The sequence below is a fragment of the Bradyrhizobium vignae genome, assembly GCF_900324035.1.
Taxonomy (GTDB): Bacteria; Pseudomonadota; Alphaproteobacteria; order Rhizobiales; family Xanthobacteraceae; genus Bradyrhizobium; species Bradyrhizobium vignae.
Genome location: NZ_LS398110.1, coordinates 1,378,026 through 1,395,210, shown reverse-complemented (window position 1 = coordinate 1,395,210; position 17,185 = coordinate 1,378,026). Strand labels below are relative to the sequence as shown.

Sequence of the window (17,185 nt, the reverse complement as noted above, 5' to 3'; positions counted from 1 at the left end):
TGGCCTCAGACCTGGTCGCTATCCACTCCCCATGGAATCTTCGCTACGCACGCAATGACGAACGGATAGAGCCTTACCCGAACCGATGCGCGTACCGCTCCACCGTCAGCGCACTCACATCGATCTCCGGCTTCTTGCCCGACAGCATGTCGGCCAGCACGCGTCCCGAACCGCAGGACATGGTCCAACCCAACGTGCCGTGGCCGGTGTTGAGGTGGAGGTTGGCGTATTGGGTCGGGCCGATCACGGGCGGGCCGTCCGGGGTCATGGGGCGCAGACCGCTCCAGAACGTTGCCTTGGCGAGATCGCCGCCGCGCGGGAACAGGTCGGTGAGGGAGTGATCGAGCGTGGCGCGGCGGGCGTCGTACAGCTTGCTCGAATAGCCCGAGATCTCGGCGGTGCCGCCAACGCGGATGCGGTCGCCGAGGCGGGTGATCGCGACCTTGTAGCTCTCGTCCATCACGGTGGATTCCGGCGCGCCGGAGGCGTCCTTGATCGGCACCGTGATCGAATAGCCCTTCACCGGATAGACCGGCAGCGCGATGCCGAGCGGCGCCACCAGCCGCGGCGACCAGCTGCCGAGCGCGAGCACGTAAGCGTCCGCCTGCAACAGGCCGGCGCTGGTCACGACGCCGCTGACGCGCGCGCCCTCGGTGACGATGCGATCGATGCCGGTGTTGAACAGGAAGCGCACGCCGAGCGCCTGGGCATGCTTGGCCAGGGACTGCGTGAACATATGGCAGTCGCCGGTCTCGTCCTGCGGCAGACGCAATCCACCCACGAATTTTTCCTTGACGCCTGATAGCGCCGGCTCGACCGCGATGCAGCCCTCGCGGCTCAGCACCTCGAAGGGCACGCCATATTGCTTGAGCACGGCGATGTCTTCGCCGGTGCCGTCGAGCTGGGACTGGTGGCGGAACAGCTGCAGCGTCCCCTGCGAGCGCTCGTCATACTGGATGCCGATGTCGCGGCGCAGGTCGCGCAAGGCGTCGCGGCTGTATTCCGCGATCGGGATCATCCGGCTCTTGTTGACCGCATAGCGCGCGCTGGTGCAGTTGCGCAGCATCTTGAGCAGCCAGACCCACATGACCGGATCTAGCTTCGGCCGGATCACCAGCGGGCCGTGCTTCATCAACAGCCATTTGACCGCTTTCACCGGCACGCCGGGGCCGGCCCAGGGCGACGAATAGCCGGGCGACACCTCGCCGGCATTGGCGAAAGAGGTCTCCAGTGCCGGCTCCGGCTGACGGTCGACGACCGTCACCTCATGACCGGCGCGAGCGAGGTAGTAGGCAGAGGTGACACCGATGACACCGCTGCCGAGGATCAGAACTTTCACGCTTCGTCAAACTCCCGCGGCATCACACGCGCCGCTGCCAGGAAACAACTCGCAACGGCGAGAGCAATTATCAGGCCACCTTCTTGATGGCGTCGCCGAGGATGGAGACCATCTGATCGATGTGGCTCTTCTCGACGATCAGCGGGGGCGACATCGCGAAGCTGTCGCCGCTCATGCGCAGATAGAGACCGGTGTTGAAGCAGTCGACCATGACGTCATAGCCGCGCGCGCCGACGACGCCGTCGCGCGGCGCCAGCTCGACCGCGCCCATCAGGCCGCAATTGCGGATGTCGACGACGTTCGGCAGGCCTTTGAGCGAATGCAGCGCGTCGCGCCAGTATTCGGCGATCGAGGCACCGCGCGTGAGCAGGCCTTCGTCCTTGTAGATGTCGAGCGTCGCGATGCCGGCGGCGCAGGCGGTCGGATGCGCCGAATAGGTGTAGCCGTGGAACAGCTCCATCTGGCTCTCGGGGCCGACCATCATGCCGTCATGCACCTTGCGGCTCGCGAACACCGCGCCGCAGGGAATGGTGCCGTTGGTGATGCCCTTGGCCGTCGTCATCAGGTCCGGCGTGACGCCGAAGAAGTTGGCGGCGAACGGCGTGCCGAGGCGGCCGAAGCCGGTGATGACCTCGTCGAAGATCAGGAGGATGCCGTGCTTGTCGCAGATCTCGCGCAGGCGCTGCAGATAGCCCTTCGGCGGCGGCAGCACCGCAGTCGAACCCGGCACCGGCTCGACGATGACGGCGGCAATGGTCTCGGCGCCGTGCAGCGCCACCAGACGCTCGAGATCGTCGGCCAGCTCGACGCCATGCTCGGGCTGGTCCTTGGCGAAGGCGTTACGGGTGAGATCGTGGGTGTGGCGGATGTGATCGACGCCCGGCAGCAGGGTCGCGAAGGCGCGGCGATTGGCGACCATGCCGCCGACCGAGGTGCCACCAAAGCCGACGCCGTGATAGCCGCGCTCGCGGCCGATCAGACGGGTGCGGCTCGACTGGCCGTTGGCGCGATGGTAGGCGAGCGCGATCTTGAGCGCGGTGTCGACCGACTCGGAGCCGGAGTTGGTGAAGAAGACGCGATCGAGTCCCTTCGGCGCGATCTCCGCGAGGCGCTCGGCGAAGTCAAATGCCAGCGGATGGCCCATCTGGAACGAGGGCGCGAAGTCCAGCGTCATCAGCTGCCGCTCGACCGCGGCGGCGATCTGCTTGCGGCCATGGCCGGCATTGACGCACCAGAGGCCGGCGGAGCCGTCGATCACCTTGCGGCCGTCGACGGTGGTGTAGTGCATGCCCTCGGCCGAGGAGAACAGGCGCGGCGCCTTCTTGAACTGCCGGTTGGCGGTGAACGGCATCCAGAACGAGTCGGTCTTGATGGTGTTCGGAATCTGATGAAGGGTCACGGCCGCGCTCCTTTGCTGACGGGCCAGCAGAGCCACGGCTTCGAAGCCGCAACAAGTCCTTTTCTGGTGATCTGCAAGCCATTGATTTAACTGGGGCCGCCGGTCCATATTTGCGCGATCCGCAACACCTGCAACAGGGCTTGGGCTATGAGCGTCGACATCGGTGGACGGCTACGATTCATCCGGGCGCGCCACAAGCTGTCGCAGCGCGAGCTGGCCAAACGTGCCGGCGTCACCAATTCGACGATCTCACTGATCGAATCCAACCAGATGAACCCCTCGGTCGGCGCGCTCAAGCGCATCCTCGACGGCATCCCGATGGGGCTCGCCGAGTTCTTCGCGCTGGAGCCGGAGTCGAGGCGCAAGATCTTCTACCGCGCCGAGGAGCTGACCGAGGTCGGCAAGAAGCCGATCTCGTATCGGCAAGTCGGCGACAATCTGTTCGGCCGCAGCCTGCAGATCCTGAAAGAGCGCTACGAGCCCGGCAGTGACACCGGACGCGTGCATCTCGTCCACGACGGCGAGGAAGGCGGCATCGTGATCTCGGGCAAGCTCGAAGTCACCGTCGAGGACGAGCGCCGCATTCTCAATCCCGGCGATGCCTATTATTTCGAGAGCCGCCGCCCGCATCGCTTCCGCTGCGTCGGCGGCAAGCCGTGCGAGGTGATCTCCGCCTGCACGCCGCCGACGTTCTGAGGGCGCGATCGGCCTTTCGCGATCTTACGGAACCACCGATATCTTACGGATATTGAGCCACCTCAATTTCCGCGAAACAAGCCGCTACATATTACGAACCGTGCCGGGCAGCCTGGCGTTGAGGTGCTGAGGTTATAATACGTGAGAATTCCTTGGGCACTCCGGGGCCGCTTCGCAACAGGACTCGCAGATGAAGATCACGCTCGCCAATGCAGAAGCCGCGCTCGACGAAGTCCAGCGCGATGCCGACAAGCTCCATTCGCGCGAGCTGCGCAAGGCCATCGCCGACTACATCGAGATGCAGCGCGAGGCGCTCAGGGCGCTCCGCAAGAAGCTGCATTAGCGAAACGCGGCGGAGCGAGAAGATCTCGCCCCGCCTTGTCCCTCAACGCTGCGTCAGCAACTCCTCGATCCGGATCGGGAAACGGCGGACGCGCACGCCAGTCGCATGCCAGACGGCATTGGCGACCGCGCCGGCGCTGCCGGTGATGCCGATCTCGCCGACGCCCTTGATGCCGAGCGCATTCACGTGCGGATCGTGCTCCTCGACCGTGATGACGTCGAGCGGCGGCACGTCGGCATTCACCGGGATGTGGTACTCGCCGAGATTGGCATTCATGATCCGGCCGCTGCGGCGGTCGGTGACGGCCTCCTCGTGCAGCGCGAAGGACATGCCCCAGATCAGGCCGCCGCACAGCTGGCTCTGCACCATGCGCGGATTGACGATCCGTCCCGCCGCGAAGGCGCCGACCATGCGGGTGACGCGGACCTGGCCGAGCTCCGGATCGACCTTCACCTCGGCGAACACCGCGCCGTGGGCATGCATGGCATATTCCTCCATCGCCGCCGGATTCGGCGCGCCGGTACCGCGAGCCTCGACCTCGGCGACGCCGGCGCGCGCGAGAATCTCGGCATAGCTCTCGCCGCGGCTCTCGTCGTCGCGACGGATCAGCCTGCCGTCCCGCGCGATCACGCCGGCATTGCCGGCGCCGAACAGTGGCGAGCGCTCATCATTGGTGGCGAGATCGGCGAGCTTTGCGATCACGGCCGCGCCGGCGCTATGGATCGCGCTGCCGGCCGTCGCGGTGTGGGCCGAGCCGCCGGCGATGCCGGCATCGGGCAGGTCGGACGTGCCGGCCTTGAATTCGACACGGTCGACATCGAGGCCGACGGCATCGGCCGCGATCTGGGCCAGCGCGGTCCAGGCGCCCTGCCCCATGTCATGCGCGCCGATCTCCATGACACCCGAGCCGTCGCGGCGGATCGCCGCGCGCGCTTCGGCCTGGAACATCAGCGCCGGGAAGGTCGCGGTGCCCACGCCCCAGCCGACCAGAAGACCGTCATCGTCGCGCATCTGCCGCGGCTGGAGCGAGCGCTTCGCCCAGCCGAACCGCGCCGCACCCTGCTCGTAGCAGGCACGCAGTGCCTTGGACGAGAACGGCTTGCCCGAGATCGGCTCGACCTCGGCGTAGTTCTTCAGGCGGAAGGCGAGCGGGTCGATGCCGCAGGCCCAGGCCATCTCGTCGATCGCACTCTCGAGCGCGATCGAGCCCGTTGCCTCCCCCGGCGCGCGCATGAAGAGGGGCGTGCCGGTGTTGACGCGCACGGCATCGTGCGAAGTGCGGATCGCAGCCGCCGCATAGAGCGTGTGCGAGGCATCGGCCGCGGGCTCGTAGAAATCGTCGAACGTGCTCGACACGGTCCTGGCGTGATGATCGAGCGCGGTCAGGCGTCCCTCCCCGTCGGCACCGATGCGCAGGCGCTGACGCGTCGGCGCACGATGGCCAACCGGGCCGTACATCTGCTCACGGCGCAGCACCAGCTTCACCGGCCTGCCGACGAGTTTTGCCGCCATGATGCCGAGCGTTGGCGGCCCGGCCATCAATCCCTTGGAGCCGAAGCCGCCGCCGAGGAACGGGCTGCGGATGTGGATCTTGTCGTGCGCGATGCCGAACAATTCGGCGATGCGCGCCAGCGACAGCATCAAGCCCTGGGTCGGCATGTCGATCTGCAGACGGTCGCCATCCCAGGAGGCGACGATCGCATGCGGCTCCATCGCGTTGTGATATTGCGGCGGCGTCTCGTAGGTCGCGTCGATCCGCTTCTCGGCCGCGGCAAGACCCGCCTCGACGTCGCCGTGATGATGTTCGCTCGGATTGCCGACGCCAACGACGGGCGGCACGAAGGTCTCCCCGGCATCGAGCCCGACCAGCGGGGGCAGTTCATCATAGCGAGGCGCCAGCAAGGCAGCGCCTTCAGTCGCGGCTTCGAGCGTTTCCGCGATCACGACCGCGATCGGCTGATTGGCGTAGCGAACCTCATTGCTCTGCAACACCTCCATCCGGAACACAAACGGATTGGTCTTGATCTCGGGGTCGATCGCGAGCTGTGGCTTGTGGTCGGGCGTCATGACGTCGACGACGCCGGGATGGCGCTTGGCGGCCGCGACATCGAGCGAGGTCACGCGGCCGCGCGCGATGCTCGAAACGGCCATCACCGCAAACAGCATCCCGGGTGGATGATTGTCGGCGGCGTAGGTCGCCCGCCCCGTGACCTTGAGGATGCCGTCCCGGCGGGTCAGCGGCTGGCCGATATTCGAGCCGTGCCGCAGATGGGCGGGAGCGCTGGTCAAATTGAGCTCAGGCATGGATGGCTCCGGAGATCGAGGCAAAGGGAGAGGCCGGCAGCGCGGGGATACGCGCAGGCGTACCGGCGGCGGCGAGTAGCAGCGCGCGCACGACGATGCGGCGCGCGAGCTCGATCTTGAAAGCGTTGTCGCCGGACGGTTTTGCGCCCTCGAGCGCACGCCAGGCCGCCTCCTGGAACGCGTCCGCCGAGGGCGCAGCATTCCCAAGCACGTCCTCTGCTGCGCGAGCGCGCCAGGGCTTTGCGGCAACACCGCCGAGCGCAAGCCGCGCCTCCGCGATTCTGCCGTTCTCGATCCGCAGCGCGGCGGCGGCCGAGACCAGGGCAAAGGCATAGGAGGTGCGCTCGCGGACCTTGAGATAACGCGCATGCGCGGCAAAGCCGCGCGCGGCGGGCGGCAGGCGCACCGCGACGATGAGATCGCCGGGCTCGAGCACGGACTCGCGCCCGGGCGTATCGCCGGGCAGGCGGTGCAGCGCGTCGAGCGCGATCTCGCGGCGGCCGTTCCTGCCCTCGATCTCCACGACCGCGTCGAGCGCGACCAGGGGCACGCAGAAGTCGGACGGATGCGTGGCGATGCAGCTCTCGCTCCAGCCGAGCACGGCATGGCTTCGATTCTCGCCGTCGCGGGCGTCGCAACCGGAGCCCGGCTCGCGCTTGTTGCAGCGGCTGGCGGTATCGTAGAAATATGCACAGCGTGTCCGTTGCAACAGATTGCCGCCGACGGTGGCGGCATTGCGCAATTGAGCCGACGCGCCGGAGAGCAGCGCTTCGGCCACCGCAGGATAGGATCTCGCGAATTCGGCATTGTGCGCGAGATCGGCGTTGTTGACGAGCGCGCCGATACGCAAGCCACCGTCTGCGAGAGTCTCTATACCATCGAGTCCATCGAGATGCGTGACGTCGACCAGGCGATCCGGACGGCTGACACCGCCCTTCATCAGATCGAGCAGGTTGGTGCCGGCTGCGAGATAGACGGCGCCCGGCCGGGCCGCGGCGGCGACGGCTTCGGCGATCGTGCCGGGCCTGACATAATCGAACTGTTTCATGCGGAGCGCCTCTGATTGGTCTCGTCCATGCCGGCCTGCGCTTCCAGCACGGCATCGACGATGCCGGCATAGGCGCCGCAGCGGCAGAGATTGCCGCTCATGCATTCGCGCACGCGCTCGGGATCGTTGCCAGCCTGGCCTTCGCGCATCATGCCGATCGCGCTCATGATCTGGCCGGGCGTGCAGAAGCCGCACTGAAAGCCGTCATTGGCGATGAAGGCGGCCTGCACGGGATGAAGCTGGTCGCCGCGTGCGACGCCTTCGATGGTGAGGATGTCGGCGCCGTCATGGCTGATGGCGAGCGCAAGGCACGAGTTGATGCGCTTGCCGTCGACGAGAATGGTGCAGGCGCCGCACTGGCCGCGGTCGCATCCCTTCTTGGTTCCGGTGAGATGGAGGCGCTCACGCAAGAGATCGAGCAGCGTGACGCGCGGATCGTCGAGGACGAAGTCGCGCCGCGCACCGTTCACGGTGAGGCTGATGGAGTGGTTCATACAAGGCTCCGATCAGAAATGGATATGAGTCGTCGTGCAGCGCGCCACCGCCGTGGCCGCCGTCGATACCGCGCCGCCCGAAGATGATGCGGCCGACGCCCGATCGAAGATACGGAGGCAGCCTCCGTTTAACAAGAGCCGCTCGGAAATATCTGGAATTCGTCAAAAGCCCCTGCGCCACCAACGCGATGCAGCCCTGCACGGGTCCGGCGAGGGTTCAATCTAACCAATTCGTGATCTACATTGCGCGGCATGGATGACCACACCGACCAGGCCCGAAAGCCCCGCGCCGACGCCGTGCGCAATCGCGAGCGCGTGCTCGAAGCGGCCAAGGCCGTGTTCAGCGCCGGCGGCCCCGAAGCGAGCCTGGAGGCCGTCGCAAAACGCGCCGGCGTCGGCATCGGCACGCTCTACCGCCATTTTCCGACGCGCGAGGATCTGTTCGAGGCGGTGTACCGGCGCGAGGTCGAGCAGCTCAGCGAGCTGGCCGAGCAACTGAAGAATGAAAAGGACCCGGTCGAGGCGCTGCGGCGCTGGTTGCACTCAGGGGTCGAGTTTGTTGCGACCAAGAAGGGGATGATGGCAGCGCTGGCGCTGGCGGTGCAGAGCGGGTCGGAGCTACATGCTTTCTCCTTCGAGCGTCTGACCAAGGCGATCGGCTCGCTGCTCGAGCGCGCGGTCGCAGCTGGCGAGATGCGCGCCGACATCAGCCCGGAGGATCTGCTGCGCGCCTTCTTCGGCATGTGCTACGTGCACGACCAGCCCGGCTGGCAGGCGACGGCGCTGCGCCTGCTCGACGTATTCGTCGACGGCTTGCGCGTGCAGCCGCCCAGCAAGGCCAAGGTGCGCGCGGCCAGGACGACGAAGCCGGCACCGAGGCGGAAGCGGTAGGCGCGGAGATGTGCTAGCATCGCCTCCGCCGGGATATCGACGCGGAGCCTGTCATGCGCATCGCAGTCTTGGTCGTCGCCTTCACGATTGCCCTTAGTCTCCTCGCCGCACGCGCCGGCGATGTCGCGGCCGCCCAAAGCGTCATCCGCGCCCAGGAGCAGGCCTTCGTTCGCGACGATGCGACGGCGGCTTATTCCTATGCGGCACCGGCGATCAAGGAGATCTTTCCCGCACCCGACATCTTCATGTCCATGGTGCAGAGCGGCTACGCGCCGGTCTATCGTCACAAGAGTTTCGAATTTGGCGAGAGCAAGATCGATGGCGGCTGGATCGCCCAGCGCGTCCATATCATCGATGCCAATGGCGAGGCCTGGGAGGCGCTCTACACGCTCGAGCAGCAGGGCGACGGCAGCTACAAGATCACCGGCTGCTCGCTGCTGAAGGCAGGACAGTCCGTTTAGGTGGCAAAACCCGGGCCGGTCTTGACCGAGCCCATCCGCGCGCGGATCAAGAGCAGCACGACGATGCCGATGTTCAGCGCATTCCACGCCACGCCATTGGCGAATGCCGCGGCGTACGATCCGGTGGCATCGAAGATGACGCCGGACACCCAGCCGCCGAACGACATGCCGAACACGGAGGCGAAGATCACGATGCCGACGCGGGTCGCCGCCTCGCTCGCCGGCATCGCCTCGCGCACGATGATGGCGTAGCTCGGCACGATACCGCCCTGGAACAGGCCGAACATCGCGGAGATCAGATACAGCGAGGTGAGGCTGTCGAAGAACAGATAGAACACCAGCGCAAATCCCTGCGCCAGCGATCCCACCAGCAGCGTGCGGATGCCGCCGATCTTGTCGGCGAGATAGCCCGAGCCGATGCGGCTGATGATGCCGCAGCCCATCATCAAGGACAGCATCTCGGCGCCGCGCGCGACGCCGTAGCCGAGATCGCCGCAATACGCGACGATGTGCACCTGCGGCATCGCCATCGCCACGCAGCAGGAGATGCTGGCAATCGAGAGCAGCACCGTCAGTGTGTTGGTCGACAGCTTGAGATCGACCCGCGGCGGCGGTGCGTTGGCATGATCGCGGAGATGGTCGTTGCCCATCTGCGCGCGCAGGATCAGCACGAGCACCGCCATCAGGCTGGCGCAGACGATGCCGATGCCGATATGGGTGTAGCGCCAGCCGATCTCCTGCGTGCCCCAGCTCACGATCGGCGGCCACATTGTTCCCGCGACATAATTGCCGCTGGCGACGATGGTCACCGCCAATCCGCGATAGCGCTCGAACCAATGCGAGGCTTCCGCCATCAGCGGCGCGAAGGTCGCGGAGGTGCCGAGCCCGATCAAGAAATAAGCCGCCACGAACTGCCAGAGCTGGGTCGACAGACCCGCGAGCACATTGGCGACGCCGAGGAAGGCGATGCTGATCGCCATCGCCGGCACGATGCCGAACCGGTCGGTGATCTTGCCGGCGATCACGCCGCCGAGCCCGAAGCCGAACATCATGAGGGTGAAAGCCAGCGACACCGCGCCGCGCGTGGCGCCGAATTCGGTCTGCACCACGGGAATCACGACCACGACCGCCCACATGCCGACGGCGCCGATCGAGCCGATCACAAGGGCAATGACCAGGCGCACCCAGGCCTGTCGGGAGTCAGGGTTGAAGGACGCAGGTGTTTGTCCTGGATGATTTGGCGCGTGCACGGGCCGGACCATGACCCGCGGTTCGCCACATGGTCAAGCATCGTGGCGCGATATTGGGCATGCGCGGTGCACTGCGGTAAGAAGAGCTTGGCGAATGCGCCTTTTGCCATTAGTTTGCAATCAGCGTGTGCAACATTGCCGCGCGGAGTCGGCGGAATGTTGTTGCGATTGACGCGATCGTTGCGGATCAGGGTGGGGCGGATCATCGCCCTCGCCTATCTGTTCTGCGTGCTCGCGCCGGCCGCAAGCCTTGCCTGGGGCGGTGGCCCTGCGCCCTGCCTTGACGACGCGCGCCTCGCAGATCTCGTGCCGGCGCATCACCAGATGCCGACGAACCATGTGCACGGCGATACGTCGCACGCGCATGCGGCAACCCACGCTCATCACCAGACCGCGGCAAAGGACGCGCCCGCACAGCATCACCACGACGGCAAGGGAACAGTGGGCCCGTGCTGCGCGATGATGTGCGTCAGCGCGCTGCCCGCCGATCTGCCTGATGTCGCCAAGCCGCTTCTGCCCGTCTCCGCCTGCGCACCCGAGATCGTCCCCAGCCTGCACGGCGCGGCACCACCCCAGCACTACCGTCCCCCCATCGCTTGATCTGACGCGACGATTTCGGGCCGAGCGCGCTTCTGCGCGCGCGAACCTGTGGTCTCCAGATCAAGGACAGGTCATGTTTACGCTTTCCGGGGCGAAGTCCGCCGCATCTGCGGTGGATCGACGATATTTTCGATTGAATCGGCTGCTGCTCGCCCTTGCCGCGCTGTCGCTCTCCGGCTGCATGCCGGCAACGACACCGATCGCCAGTGCCGACCCCGCCGCTCCCGCGGCGAAGGTGGCGCGCATCGGCTATCGCTCGACCATCGCGCCCTATACCAGCCTGCGGCCTGCGACGCCGGCGCCGTGGCGCGGCCGCAACGATGCGGTGACGCCGCAGCCGAAGCAAGACCGGTAGGAGCGCGCCATGACACGCCATCTTGCGCGAGGCCTGCTCGTCCTCACTGCGCTCAGCGTTTCCGGCTGCGCCGCGTTCTCGCCCGACAGCGGCATGACCGATGTCTCGGATCTGACGAACCAGGCCATCAACAAGGACGTCGCCTTTGTGCGAACGGCCGAAGGCACCGGCGCGGTCGAGGCGCGCGTTCGCCAATTGCTGTCGCGGACGCTCAGCGCAGACGCTGCCGTGCAGATCGCGCTGCTCAACAACAAGGGGCTGCAGGCCGCCTATAACGAGCTGGCGCTGGCCGAGACCGATCTGGTCGAGCAGAGCCTGCCGCCCAACCCGGTGTTCTCGATCTCGCGGATATCAGGCAATGGCGCCAGCGAGATCGAGCGCCAAGTGGTCGGCGACATCCTCGCGCTTGCCACCCTGCCGTTCCGCTCCGACATCGCCCGTGACCGTTTCAGGGCAGCGCAATTGCGCGCTGCCCTGGCGACGCTGCGACTCGCCGCCGACGTGCGCCGCGCCTACATCCGCACTGTTGCCGCCAACGAGATGGTGGTGCTGCTGACCGAGGCGAAGGCGACGGCGGAATCGACCGCGCAGCTCGCGGTCAAGCTCGGCGAGACCGGCTCGCTCAACAAGCTCGACCAGGCGCGCGAGCAGGTGTTTTACGCCGAGACCACTGCCGACCTCGCCACCGCGCGGCAGACCGCGGCGAGCACGCGCGAAAGGCTGGCGCGCCTGATGGGTCTGTGGGACGAGGGTCTCGACTTCCGCTTGCCCAACGCGTTGCCGTCGCTGCCGCGCCGGCCGCTGGCCTTGCCCTCCATCGAGGCCGATGCGGTCGCCCATCGCATCGACCTGCAGATCGCGCGGCTGGAGCTGACGGCGCTGGCGAAGTCGCTGAACCTCACCGAGGCGACGCGTTTCGTGACGCTGCTGGATCTTGCCGGCATTTCCCGCCGCACTCGGGATCCGGAAGGGCCGCCGTTCCGCGAACGCGGCTTCGACGTGCAGTTCCAGATCCCGATCTTCGACGGCGGCGAGGTGCGCGTGCGTCAGGCAGCCGAGACTTACAACTTTGCCTTCAACCGTTTGAGCGAGCGCGCCGTGAATGTGCGCTCCGAGGCGCGCGATGCTTATCGTGCCTATCGCTCCACTTACGACATCGCGAGCCACTACCAGCGCGAGATCATCCCCTTGCGCAAGATCATCACCGAGGAGATGCAGCTGCGCTTCTCCAGCATGCAGGTCGATATCTTCGCGCTGCTCACCGAGGCGCGGCAACGTCTGGCGTCGCTGCGCGGCGCGATCGACGCCAGGCAGAGATTCTTCCTCGCCCAGGCCGACTTGCAGACCGCCGTCAATGGCGGCGGCGCGGCGGCGGCCGTCAGCGACAATCCAACCACCATCGCCGCGGCAGCACCTGCCGATGGCGGCGGCCACTGAGATGGAGGCCAGGATGTTTTCCCGCCGAGGATTTCTAGGGAGCGCCGCGCTTGCCGGCGCGTCGGCTATTCAAGGCCGCGTGCAGGCCGCTTCGATTCCGGAAGCACCCACCATGGACAAGGTGGTGATGCAGCCGCCGCTGCATCCGATCAGCGGACCGGATTATCGCCCCGTGGTCACGCTGAACGGCTGGTCGCTGCCGTTCCGCATGAACGGCGACTGGAAGGAATTCCATCTCGTCGCAGAACCGGTGGTGCGGGAGTTCGCCGAAGGCATGAAGGTGAATTTGTGGGGCTACAACGGGCAATCGCCCGGCCCGACCATCGAAGCCGTCGAGGGCGACAAGGTCCGCATCTTCGTCACCAACAGACTGCCCGAATACACAACCGTGCACTGGCACGGCATGATCGTCCCGAGCGGGATGGACGGCGTCGGCGGATTGAACCAGCCGCACATCGAGCCGGGCAGGACCTTCGTCTACGAATTCGAGATGAAGAAGAGCGGCACGTTCATGTACCACCCGCATTCCGACGAGATGGTGCAGATGGCGATGGGCATGATGGGTATGGTCGTCGTGCACCCGCGCGATCCGAATTTCCGGCCCGTCGATCGCGACTTCGTGTTCGTGATGAGCACCTATCGCGTCGACCCCGGCACCTATCTGCCGCATGTCAACGAGATGACCGATTTCAACATGTGGACCTGGAATGCGCGGGTGTTTCCCGGGATCGATCCACTGCCGGTCAGGCTCGGCGACAAGGTGCGCGTGCGCATGGGCAACCTCAGCATGACCAATCATCCGATCCATCTGCATGGCCACAGTTTTGCGGTGACCTGCACCGACGGCGGCTGGGTTCCGGAGAGCGCGCAATATCCGGAGACGACGACGGACGTTCCGGTCGGCGCGGTGCGCGTGCTCGACGTGCTCGCCGACAATCCCGGCGACTGGGCGTTCCACTGCCACAAATCGCACCACACCATGAACGCGATGGGACACGAGGTGCGCACCCTGATCGGCGTGTCGCGCAAGGATCTCGCCAAGGCCGTCGGCAAGCTCGCACCGGACAGCATGGCGATGGGCTCGACCGGCATGGCGATGGGCAACATGGAGATGCCCGCGCCCGACAACACGCTGCCGATGATGACCGGCACCGGCCAGTTCGGGCCGATCGAGATGGGCGGCATGTTCACCGTGATGAAAATCCGCGAAGACCTCGCGCGCGACGATTACCGCGATCCCGGTCCGTACAAGTTCCCGCAAGGCACCGTCGCCTACGAGGTCACGGCGCCGGCCGCCGAACCAGCCCGGCAAAAACCCGGCAGCCCGCCGATGAAGAACATGAAGATGTGAGCGTCTTGATGAACCACCAACTGGAGACCACGATGAAGATCACGATCAAGCTCGGCCTCACGCTGGCCGCGCTCTCGACCGTCCCGGCCTTTGCCCACGACAAGCACGGGCACGCAAATTTTTCCGCCGGCGAGCCCGGCGATCCCAACAAGCCCGCACGCACGATCGAGATCCTGATGAACGAGATGGACTACTCACCCGCCCGGATCGAGGTCAAACGCGGCGAACAGATCCGCTTCGTGCTGCGCAATGTCGGCAAGGAGGATCACGAATTCCTGCTCGCGACACCTAAGGAGAACCTCGCGCATGCCGTTGAGATGAAGAAGCATCCGCACATGGAGCACGACGATCCGAACGGCGTGCGCCTCGCCCCGAACAAGACGGCCGAGATCGTCTGGAAATTCACCAAGGCAGGCGCCTTCGAGTTCTCCTGCCTGATTCCCGACCATCGCGACTACGGCATGGTCGGCCACGTCACCGTGAAGTAACGCGAAAGGAGACTGCCATGAACCACATCATCCGTATCGGCACTGCGCTGGCGCTGACGTTGAGCGTTGCCGCTGGAGCTTTGGCGGCCGGGGCTGCCGCGATCAGCGGCGAGGTCAAGAAGATCGATGAGGGTGCCGGCAAGATCACGCTCAAGCACGGACCGGCAAAGAGCCTCGGCATGGATGAGCCGATGACCATGGTCTACCGCGTCAAGGACGCCGCGATGCTCAAGCAGGTGAAGGTCGGCGACAAGGTGACCTTCGAGGCCGAGGAGGCGGCTTCAGGGTACACGGTGACCAAGATGGACAAGGCGAAGTAGGGGCGCTTGCCCTCGACTGTCATTCCGGGATGGTCCGCAGGACCGGATCCATGACCCCCGCACCACCCACCCCTCCGTTAACCCTTTGCTAACCATACACCGGGCAAAAATTGCCGGGTGAAGTCGAGTGTCGTCGGCCGCGTTTAGAACGGGAGAGCCCCCGTGGACGCCAGTGCGGTGCCTCACTTTCGGAACGGCGGCCCATCGGCCGCTGCGCAGACGTTTGGGGCGCGCGGACGGCAGTCGCGCGGGGAGGCAGCTACCATGGTCGACGTCACCGCGGGACAGGGCGTAGGCAGCGCCAAGCCCGGCATCCCCTCCCTCAACGAGATCGCGAGCATCCTCAAGCGCGGCGACATCGCGCTGGCACTCGGCATCCTCACCATCCTGGTGGTGCTGATCCTGCCCCTGCCCGCCATCGTGCTGGACCTGTTCCTGGCGATCTCGATCACGCTGTCGATCCTGATCCTGATGACCTCGCTGTTCATCCAGGCGCCGCTCGAATTCTCCGCCTTCCCGACCATCCTCCTGATCTCGACCATGCTGCGCCTGTCGCTCAACATGGCTTCGACCCGCCTGATCCTGTCGCACGGGCACGAAGGGACGGCGGCCGCCGGTCACGTCATCGAGGCCTTCGGCAGCTTCGTGATGGGCGGCAATTTCGTCATCGGCATCATCGTCTTCGCCATCCTGATCATCGTCAACTTCGTCGTCATCACCAAGGGTTCGGGCCGCATCGCCGAGGTCGCCGCGCGCTTCCACCTCGACGCCATGCCCGGCAAGCAGATGGCGATCGACGCCGACCTCTCCGCCGGCCTGATCGACGAGAAGGTCGCCAAGCAGCGGCGCAAGGAGCTGGAGGACGAAAGCGGCTTCTTCGGCGCCATGGACGGTGCCTCCAAGTTCGTCCGGGGCGACGCCATCGCCGGCCTCTTGATCGTCTTCATCAACGTCGTCGGCGGCATGATCATCGGCGTCGCGCAGCAGGGCATGTCCTTCGCCGACGCCGGCCGCAGCTACACGCTGCTGACGGTCGGTGACGGCCTCGTCACCCAGGTGCCGGCGCTGATCGTCTCGACCGCGGCCGGCCTGCTCGTCTCCAAGGCCGGCGTCTCAGGCGCCGCCGACAAGGCGCTGATGAAGCAGTTTTCCGGCTATCCGCAGGCGCTGGCGATGTCCTCGGCGGTGATGCTGGTGCTGGCGGCGCTGCCGGGCATTCCGACCATCCCCTTCCTGGCGCTCGGCGCCGGCGCCGGTGCGCTGGCCTGGCATGCCCGCAACCACAAGAAGACCGCCGTCAAGGCCGAGGAAGCCGCCAAGGCGGCACCCGCGCCGGGCACGCCGGGTGCGCCCGGTGCTGCCGCGACTGAAGAGCCGATCTCGGCCGCGCTCAAGATCGACGACCTCAAGATCGAGCTCGGCTATGCGCTGCTGCCGCTGGTCAATGGCCCCGACGGCACCGACCGCCTCACCGAGCAGATCAAGGCGCTGCGCCGCTCGCTCGCGATCGAGATGGGTTTCGTGATGCCGGCGGTGCGCATCCTCGACAACGTCCAGCTCGAGGCCAACACCTACATCATCAAGATCAAGGAGGTCGACGCCGGCACCGGCAAGATCTGGCCGAACCAGTTCATGGTGATGGACCCCGGCGGCAGCCAGGTGCAGGTGCCCGGCATCCACACCACCGAGCCGACCTTCGGCCTGCCCGCGACCTGGGTCGACGCCAGCCTCAAGGAGGAGGCCTCGCTCAAGGGCTACACCGTCGTCGACGCCGCGACCGTGCTCTCGACCCATCTCACCGAGCTGCTCAAGGCCAACATGTCGGACCTGTTGTCCTATGGCGAGGTGCAGAAGCTGCTCAAGGAGCTGCCGAAGGAGCAGAGCGAGCTGGTCAAGGACATCGTTCCGGGCCAGGTCACGGTCTCCGGCATCCAGCGCGTGCTGCAGCTGCTGCTCGCCGAGCGCATCTCAATCCGCGACCTCTCCACCATCCTCGAAGGCATTGCGGATTCGCTCGCCTTCTCGCGCAATCCGGCGACCATGGTCGAGCACGTCCGCGCGCGCCTCGCGCGCCAGATCTGCGCGCAAAACACCTCCTATGCCGGCTATCTGCCGTTGATCGCGCTGTCGGCGAAATGGGAGCAGGCCTTCGCCGAGTCGATCATCGGCCAGGGCGAGGAGCGCAGCCTCGCAATGCAGCCCTCGAAACTGTCGGAGTTCATGACCGCCGTGCGCGAGGCCTTCGAGCGCGCCGCGCGCGAAGGCGAGGCGCCGGTGCTGGTCACCTCCGCGGCCATTCGTCCGTTCGTGCGGTCCCTGGTGGAACGGTTCCGGGCCCAGACCACCGTGCTGTCGCAGGCTGAAATCCACCCCAGGGCGAGGTTGAAAACGGTCGGAAGCATCTGATTT

The 17,185-nt window shown here is 66.1% G+C and carries 17 protein-coding genes; 11 read left to right on the top strand and 6 right to left on the bottom strand.

What is annotated here, in order from left to right; all coding sequences use genetic code 11:
- Positions 1-73: 73 nt before the first annotated feature.
- The gene (locus BRAD3257_RS06715) at positions 74-1,339 is read right to left on the bottom strand and encodes a D-amino acid dehydrogenase (RefSeq protein WP_122401202.1); all 1,266 of its coding nucleotides are present in this window, start codon (positions 1,337-1,339) and stop codon (positions 74-76) included.
- A gap of 70 nt (positions 1,340-1,409) precedes the next feature.
- The gene (gene aptA / locus BRAD3257_RS06710; protein ID WP_162500143.1) at positions 1,410-2,738 is read right to left on the bottom strand and encodes an omega-aminotransferase AptA; all 1,329 of its coding nucleotides are present in this window, start codon (positions 2,736-2,738) and stop codon (positions 1,410-1,412) included.
- Between the two features lie 147 nt (positions 2,739-2,885).
- On the opposite strand from aptA, the gene BRAD3257_RS06705 reads away from it, so the two are divergent.
- Both BRAD3257_RS06705 and BRAD3257_RS40225 read left to right on the top strand, forming a co-directional pair.
- Positions 2,886-3,434 carry a cupin domain-containing protein gene (locus BRAD3257_RS06705; RefSeq protein WP_018646206.1) on the top strand — a complete coding sequence of 183 codons (549 nt, stop codon included), beginning with the start codon at positions 2,886-2,888 and terminating at the stop codon, positions 3,432-3,434.
- A 190-nt stretch (positions 3,435-3,624) separates the two neighbouring features.
- Positions 3,625-3,777 carry a hypothetical protein gene (locus BRAD3257_RS40225; RefSeq protein ID WP_164937244.1) on the top strand — a complete coding sequence of 51 codons (153 nt, stop codon included), beginning with the start codon at positions 3,625-3,627 and terminating at the stop codon, positions 3,775-3,777.
- A 42-nt stretch (positions 3,778-3,819) separates the two neighbouring features.
- On the opposite strand, the gene BRAD3257_RS06700 is transcribed toward BRAD3257_RS40225, so the two are convergent.
- From BRAD3257_RS06700 to BRAD3257_RS06690, 3 genes are read right to left on the bottom strand one after another with little or no spacing between them, the layout of a single operon-like run.
- Positions 3,820-6,081 carry a xanthine dehydrogenase family protein molybdopterin-binding subunit gene (locus BRAD3257_RS06700; RefSeq protein ID WP_122401200.1) on the bottom strand — a complete coding sequence of 754 codons (2,262 nt, stop codon included), beginning with the start codon at positions 6,079-6,081 and terminating at the stop codon, positions 3,820-3,822.
- Positions 6,074-7,129 carry an FAD binding domain-containing protein gene (locus BRAD3257_RS06695; protein ID WP_122401199.1) on the bottom strand — a complete coding sequence of 352 codons (1,056 nt, stop codon included), beginning with the start codon at positions 7,127-7,129 and terminating at the stop codon, positions 6,074-6,076. Before BRAD3257_RS06695 ends, BRAD3257_RS06700 begins: the two co-directional genes overlap by 8 nt.
- The gene (locus tag BRAD3257_RS06690; RefSeq protein ID WP_122401198.1) at positions 7,126-7,623 is read right to left on the bottom strand and encodes a (2Fe-2S)-binding protein; all 498 of its coding nucleotides are present in this window, start codon (positions 7,621-7,623) and stop codon (positions 7,126-7,128) included. The genes BRAD3257_RS06695 and BRAD3257_RS06690 overlap by 4 nt, the downstream gene beginning before the upstream one ends.
- Before the next feature lie 252 nt (positions 7,624-7,875).
- Here BRAD3257_RS06690 and BRAD3257_RS06685 point away from each other — a divergent pair, with 252 nt between their 5' ends.
- Positions 7,876-8,514: a TetR/AcrR family transcriptional regulator gene (locus BRAD3257_RS06685; protein ID WP_122401197.1), complete on the top strand. Its 639-nt coding sequence runs from the start codon at positions 7,876-7,878 to the stop codon at positions 8,512-8,514.
- Between the two features lie 53 nt (positions 8,515-8,567).
- Positions 8,568-8,975 (top strand): DUF4864 domain-containing protein, encoded by a 408-nt coding sequence (locus tag BRAD3257_RS06680; RefSeq protein WP_122401196.1) that lies wholly within the window; start codon positions 8,568-8,570, stop codon positions 8,973-8,975.
- Here the strand turns inward: BRAD3257_RS06680 and BRAD3257_RS06675 are convergent.
- Positions 8,972-10,237 (bottom strand): MFS transporter, encoded by a 1,266-nt coding sequence (locus BRAD3257_RS06675; RefSeq protein WP_122401195.1) that lies wholly within the window; start codon positions 10,235-10,237, stop codon positions 8,972-8,974. The two genes, BRAD3257_RS06680 and BRAD3257_RS06675, sit on opposite strands and share 4 nt — an antisense overlap.
- A 144-nt stretch (positions 10,238-10,381) precedes the next feature.
- Here BRAD3257_RS06675 and BRAD3257_RS06670 point away from each other — a divergent pair, with 144 nt between their 5' ends.
- The 7 genes from BRAD3257_RS06670 to flhA all read left to right on the top strand — a co-directional run bounded on the left by BRAD3257_RS06670 (position 10,382) and on the right by flhA (position 17,182).
- Positions 10,382-10,825: a hypothetical protein gene (locus BRAD3257_RS06670; protein ID WP_122401194.1), complete on the top strand. Its 444-nt coding sequence runs from the start codon at positions 10,382-10,384 to the stop codon at positions 10,823-10,825.
- 73 nt (positions 10,826-10,898) lie between these two features.
- The gene (locus BRAD3257_RS06665; protein WP_122401193.1) at positions 10,899-11,180 is read left to right on the top strand and encodes a hypothetical protein; all 282 of its coding nucleotides are present in this window, start codon (positions 10,899-10,901) and stop codon (positions 11,178-11,180) included.
- Positions 11,181-11,189: 9 nt separating this feature from the next.
- On the top strand, positions 11,190-12,617 hold the full coding sequence (locus BRAD3257_RS06660) for a TolC family protein (protein ID WP_122401192.1): 1,428 nt from the start codon (positions 11,190-11,192) through the stop codon (positions 12,615-12,617).
- 13 nt (positions 12,618-12,630) lie between these two features.
- Positions 12,631-13,968, top strand: coding sequence for a copper oxidase (locus BRAD3257_RS06655; RefSeq protein ID WP_122406407.1), 1,338 nt, complete (start codon positions 12,631-12,633; stop codon positions 13,966-13,968).
- 32 nt (positions 13,969-14,000) lie between these two features.
- The gene (locus BRAD3257_RS06650; protein ID WP_162500549.1) at positions 14,001-14,456 is read left to right on the top strand and encodes a cupredoxin domain-containing protein; all 456 of its coding nucleotides are present in this window, start codon (positions 14,001-14,003) and stop codon (positions 14,454-14,456) included.
- A 17-nt stretch (positions 14,457-14,473) separates the two neighbouring features.
- Positions 14,474-14,776 carry a copper-binding protein gene (locus BRAD3257_RS06645; protein WP_122401190.1) on the top strand — a complete coding sequence of 101 codons (303 nt, stop codon included), beginning with the start codon at positions 14,474-14,476 and terminating at the stop codon, positions 14,774-14,776.
- Positions 14,777-15,040: 264 nt separating this feature from the next.
- Positions 15,041-17,182 carry a flagellar biosynthesis protein FlhA gene (gene flhA, locus BRAD3257_RS06640; protein ID WP_162500142.1) on the top strand — a complete coding sequence of 714 codons (2,142 nt, stop codon included), beginning with the start codon at positions 15,041-15,043 and terminating at the stop codon, positions 17,180-17,182.
- The last annotated feature ends 3 nt before the right edge of the window (positions 17,183-17,185 follow it).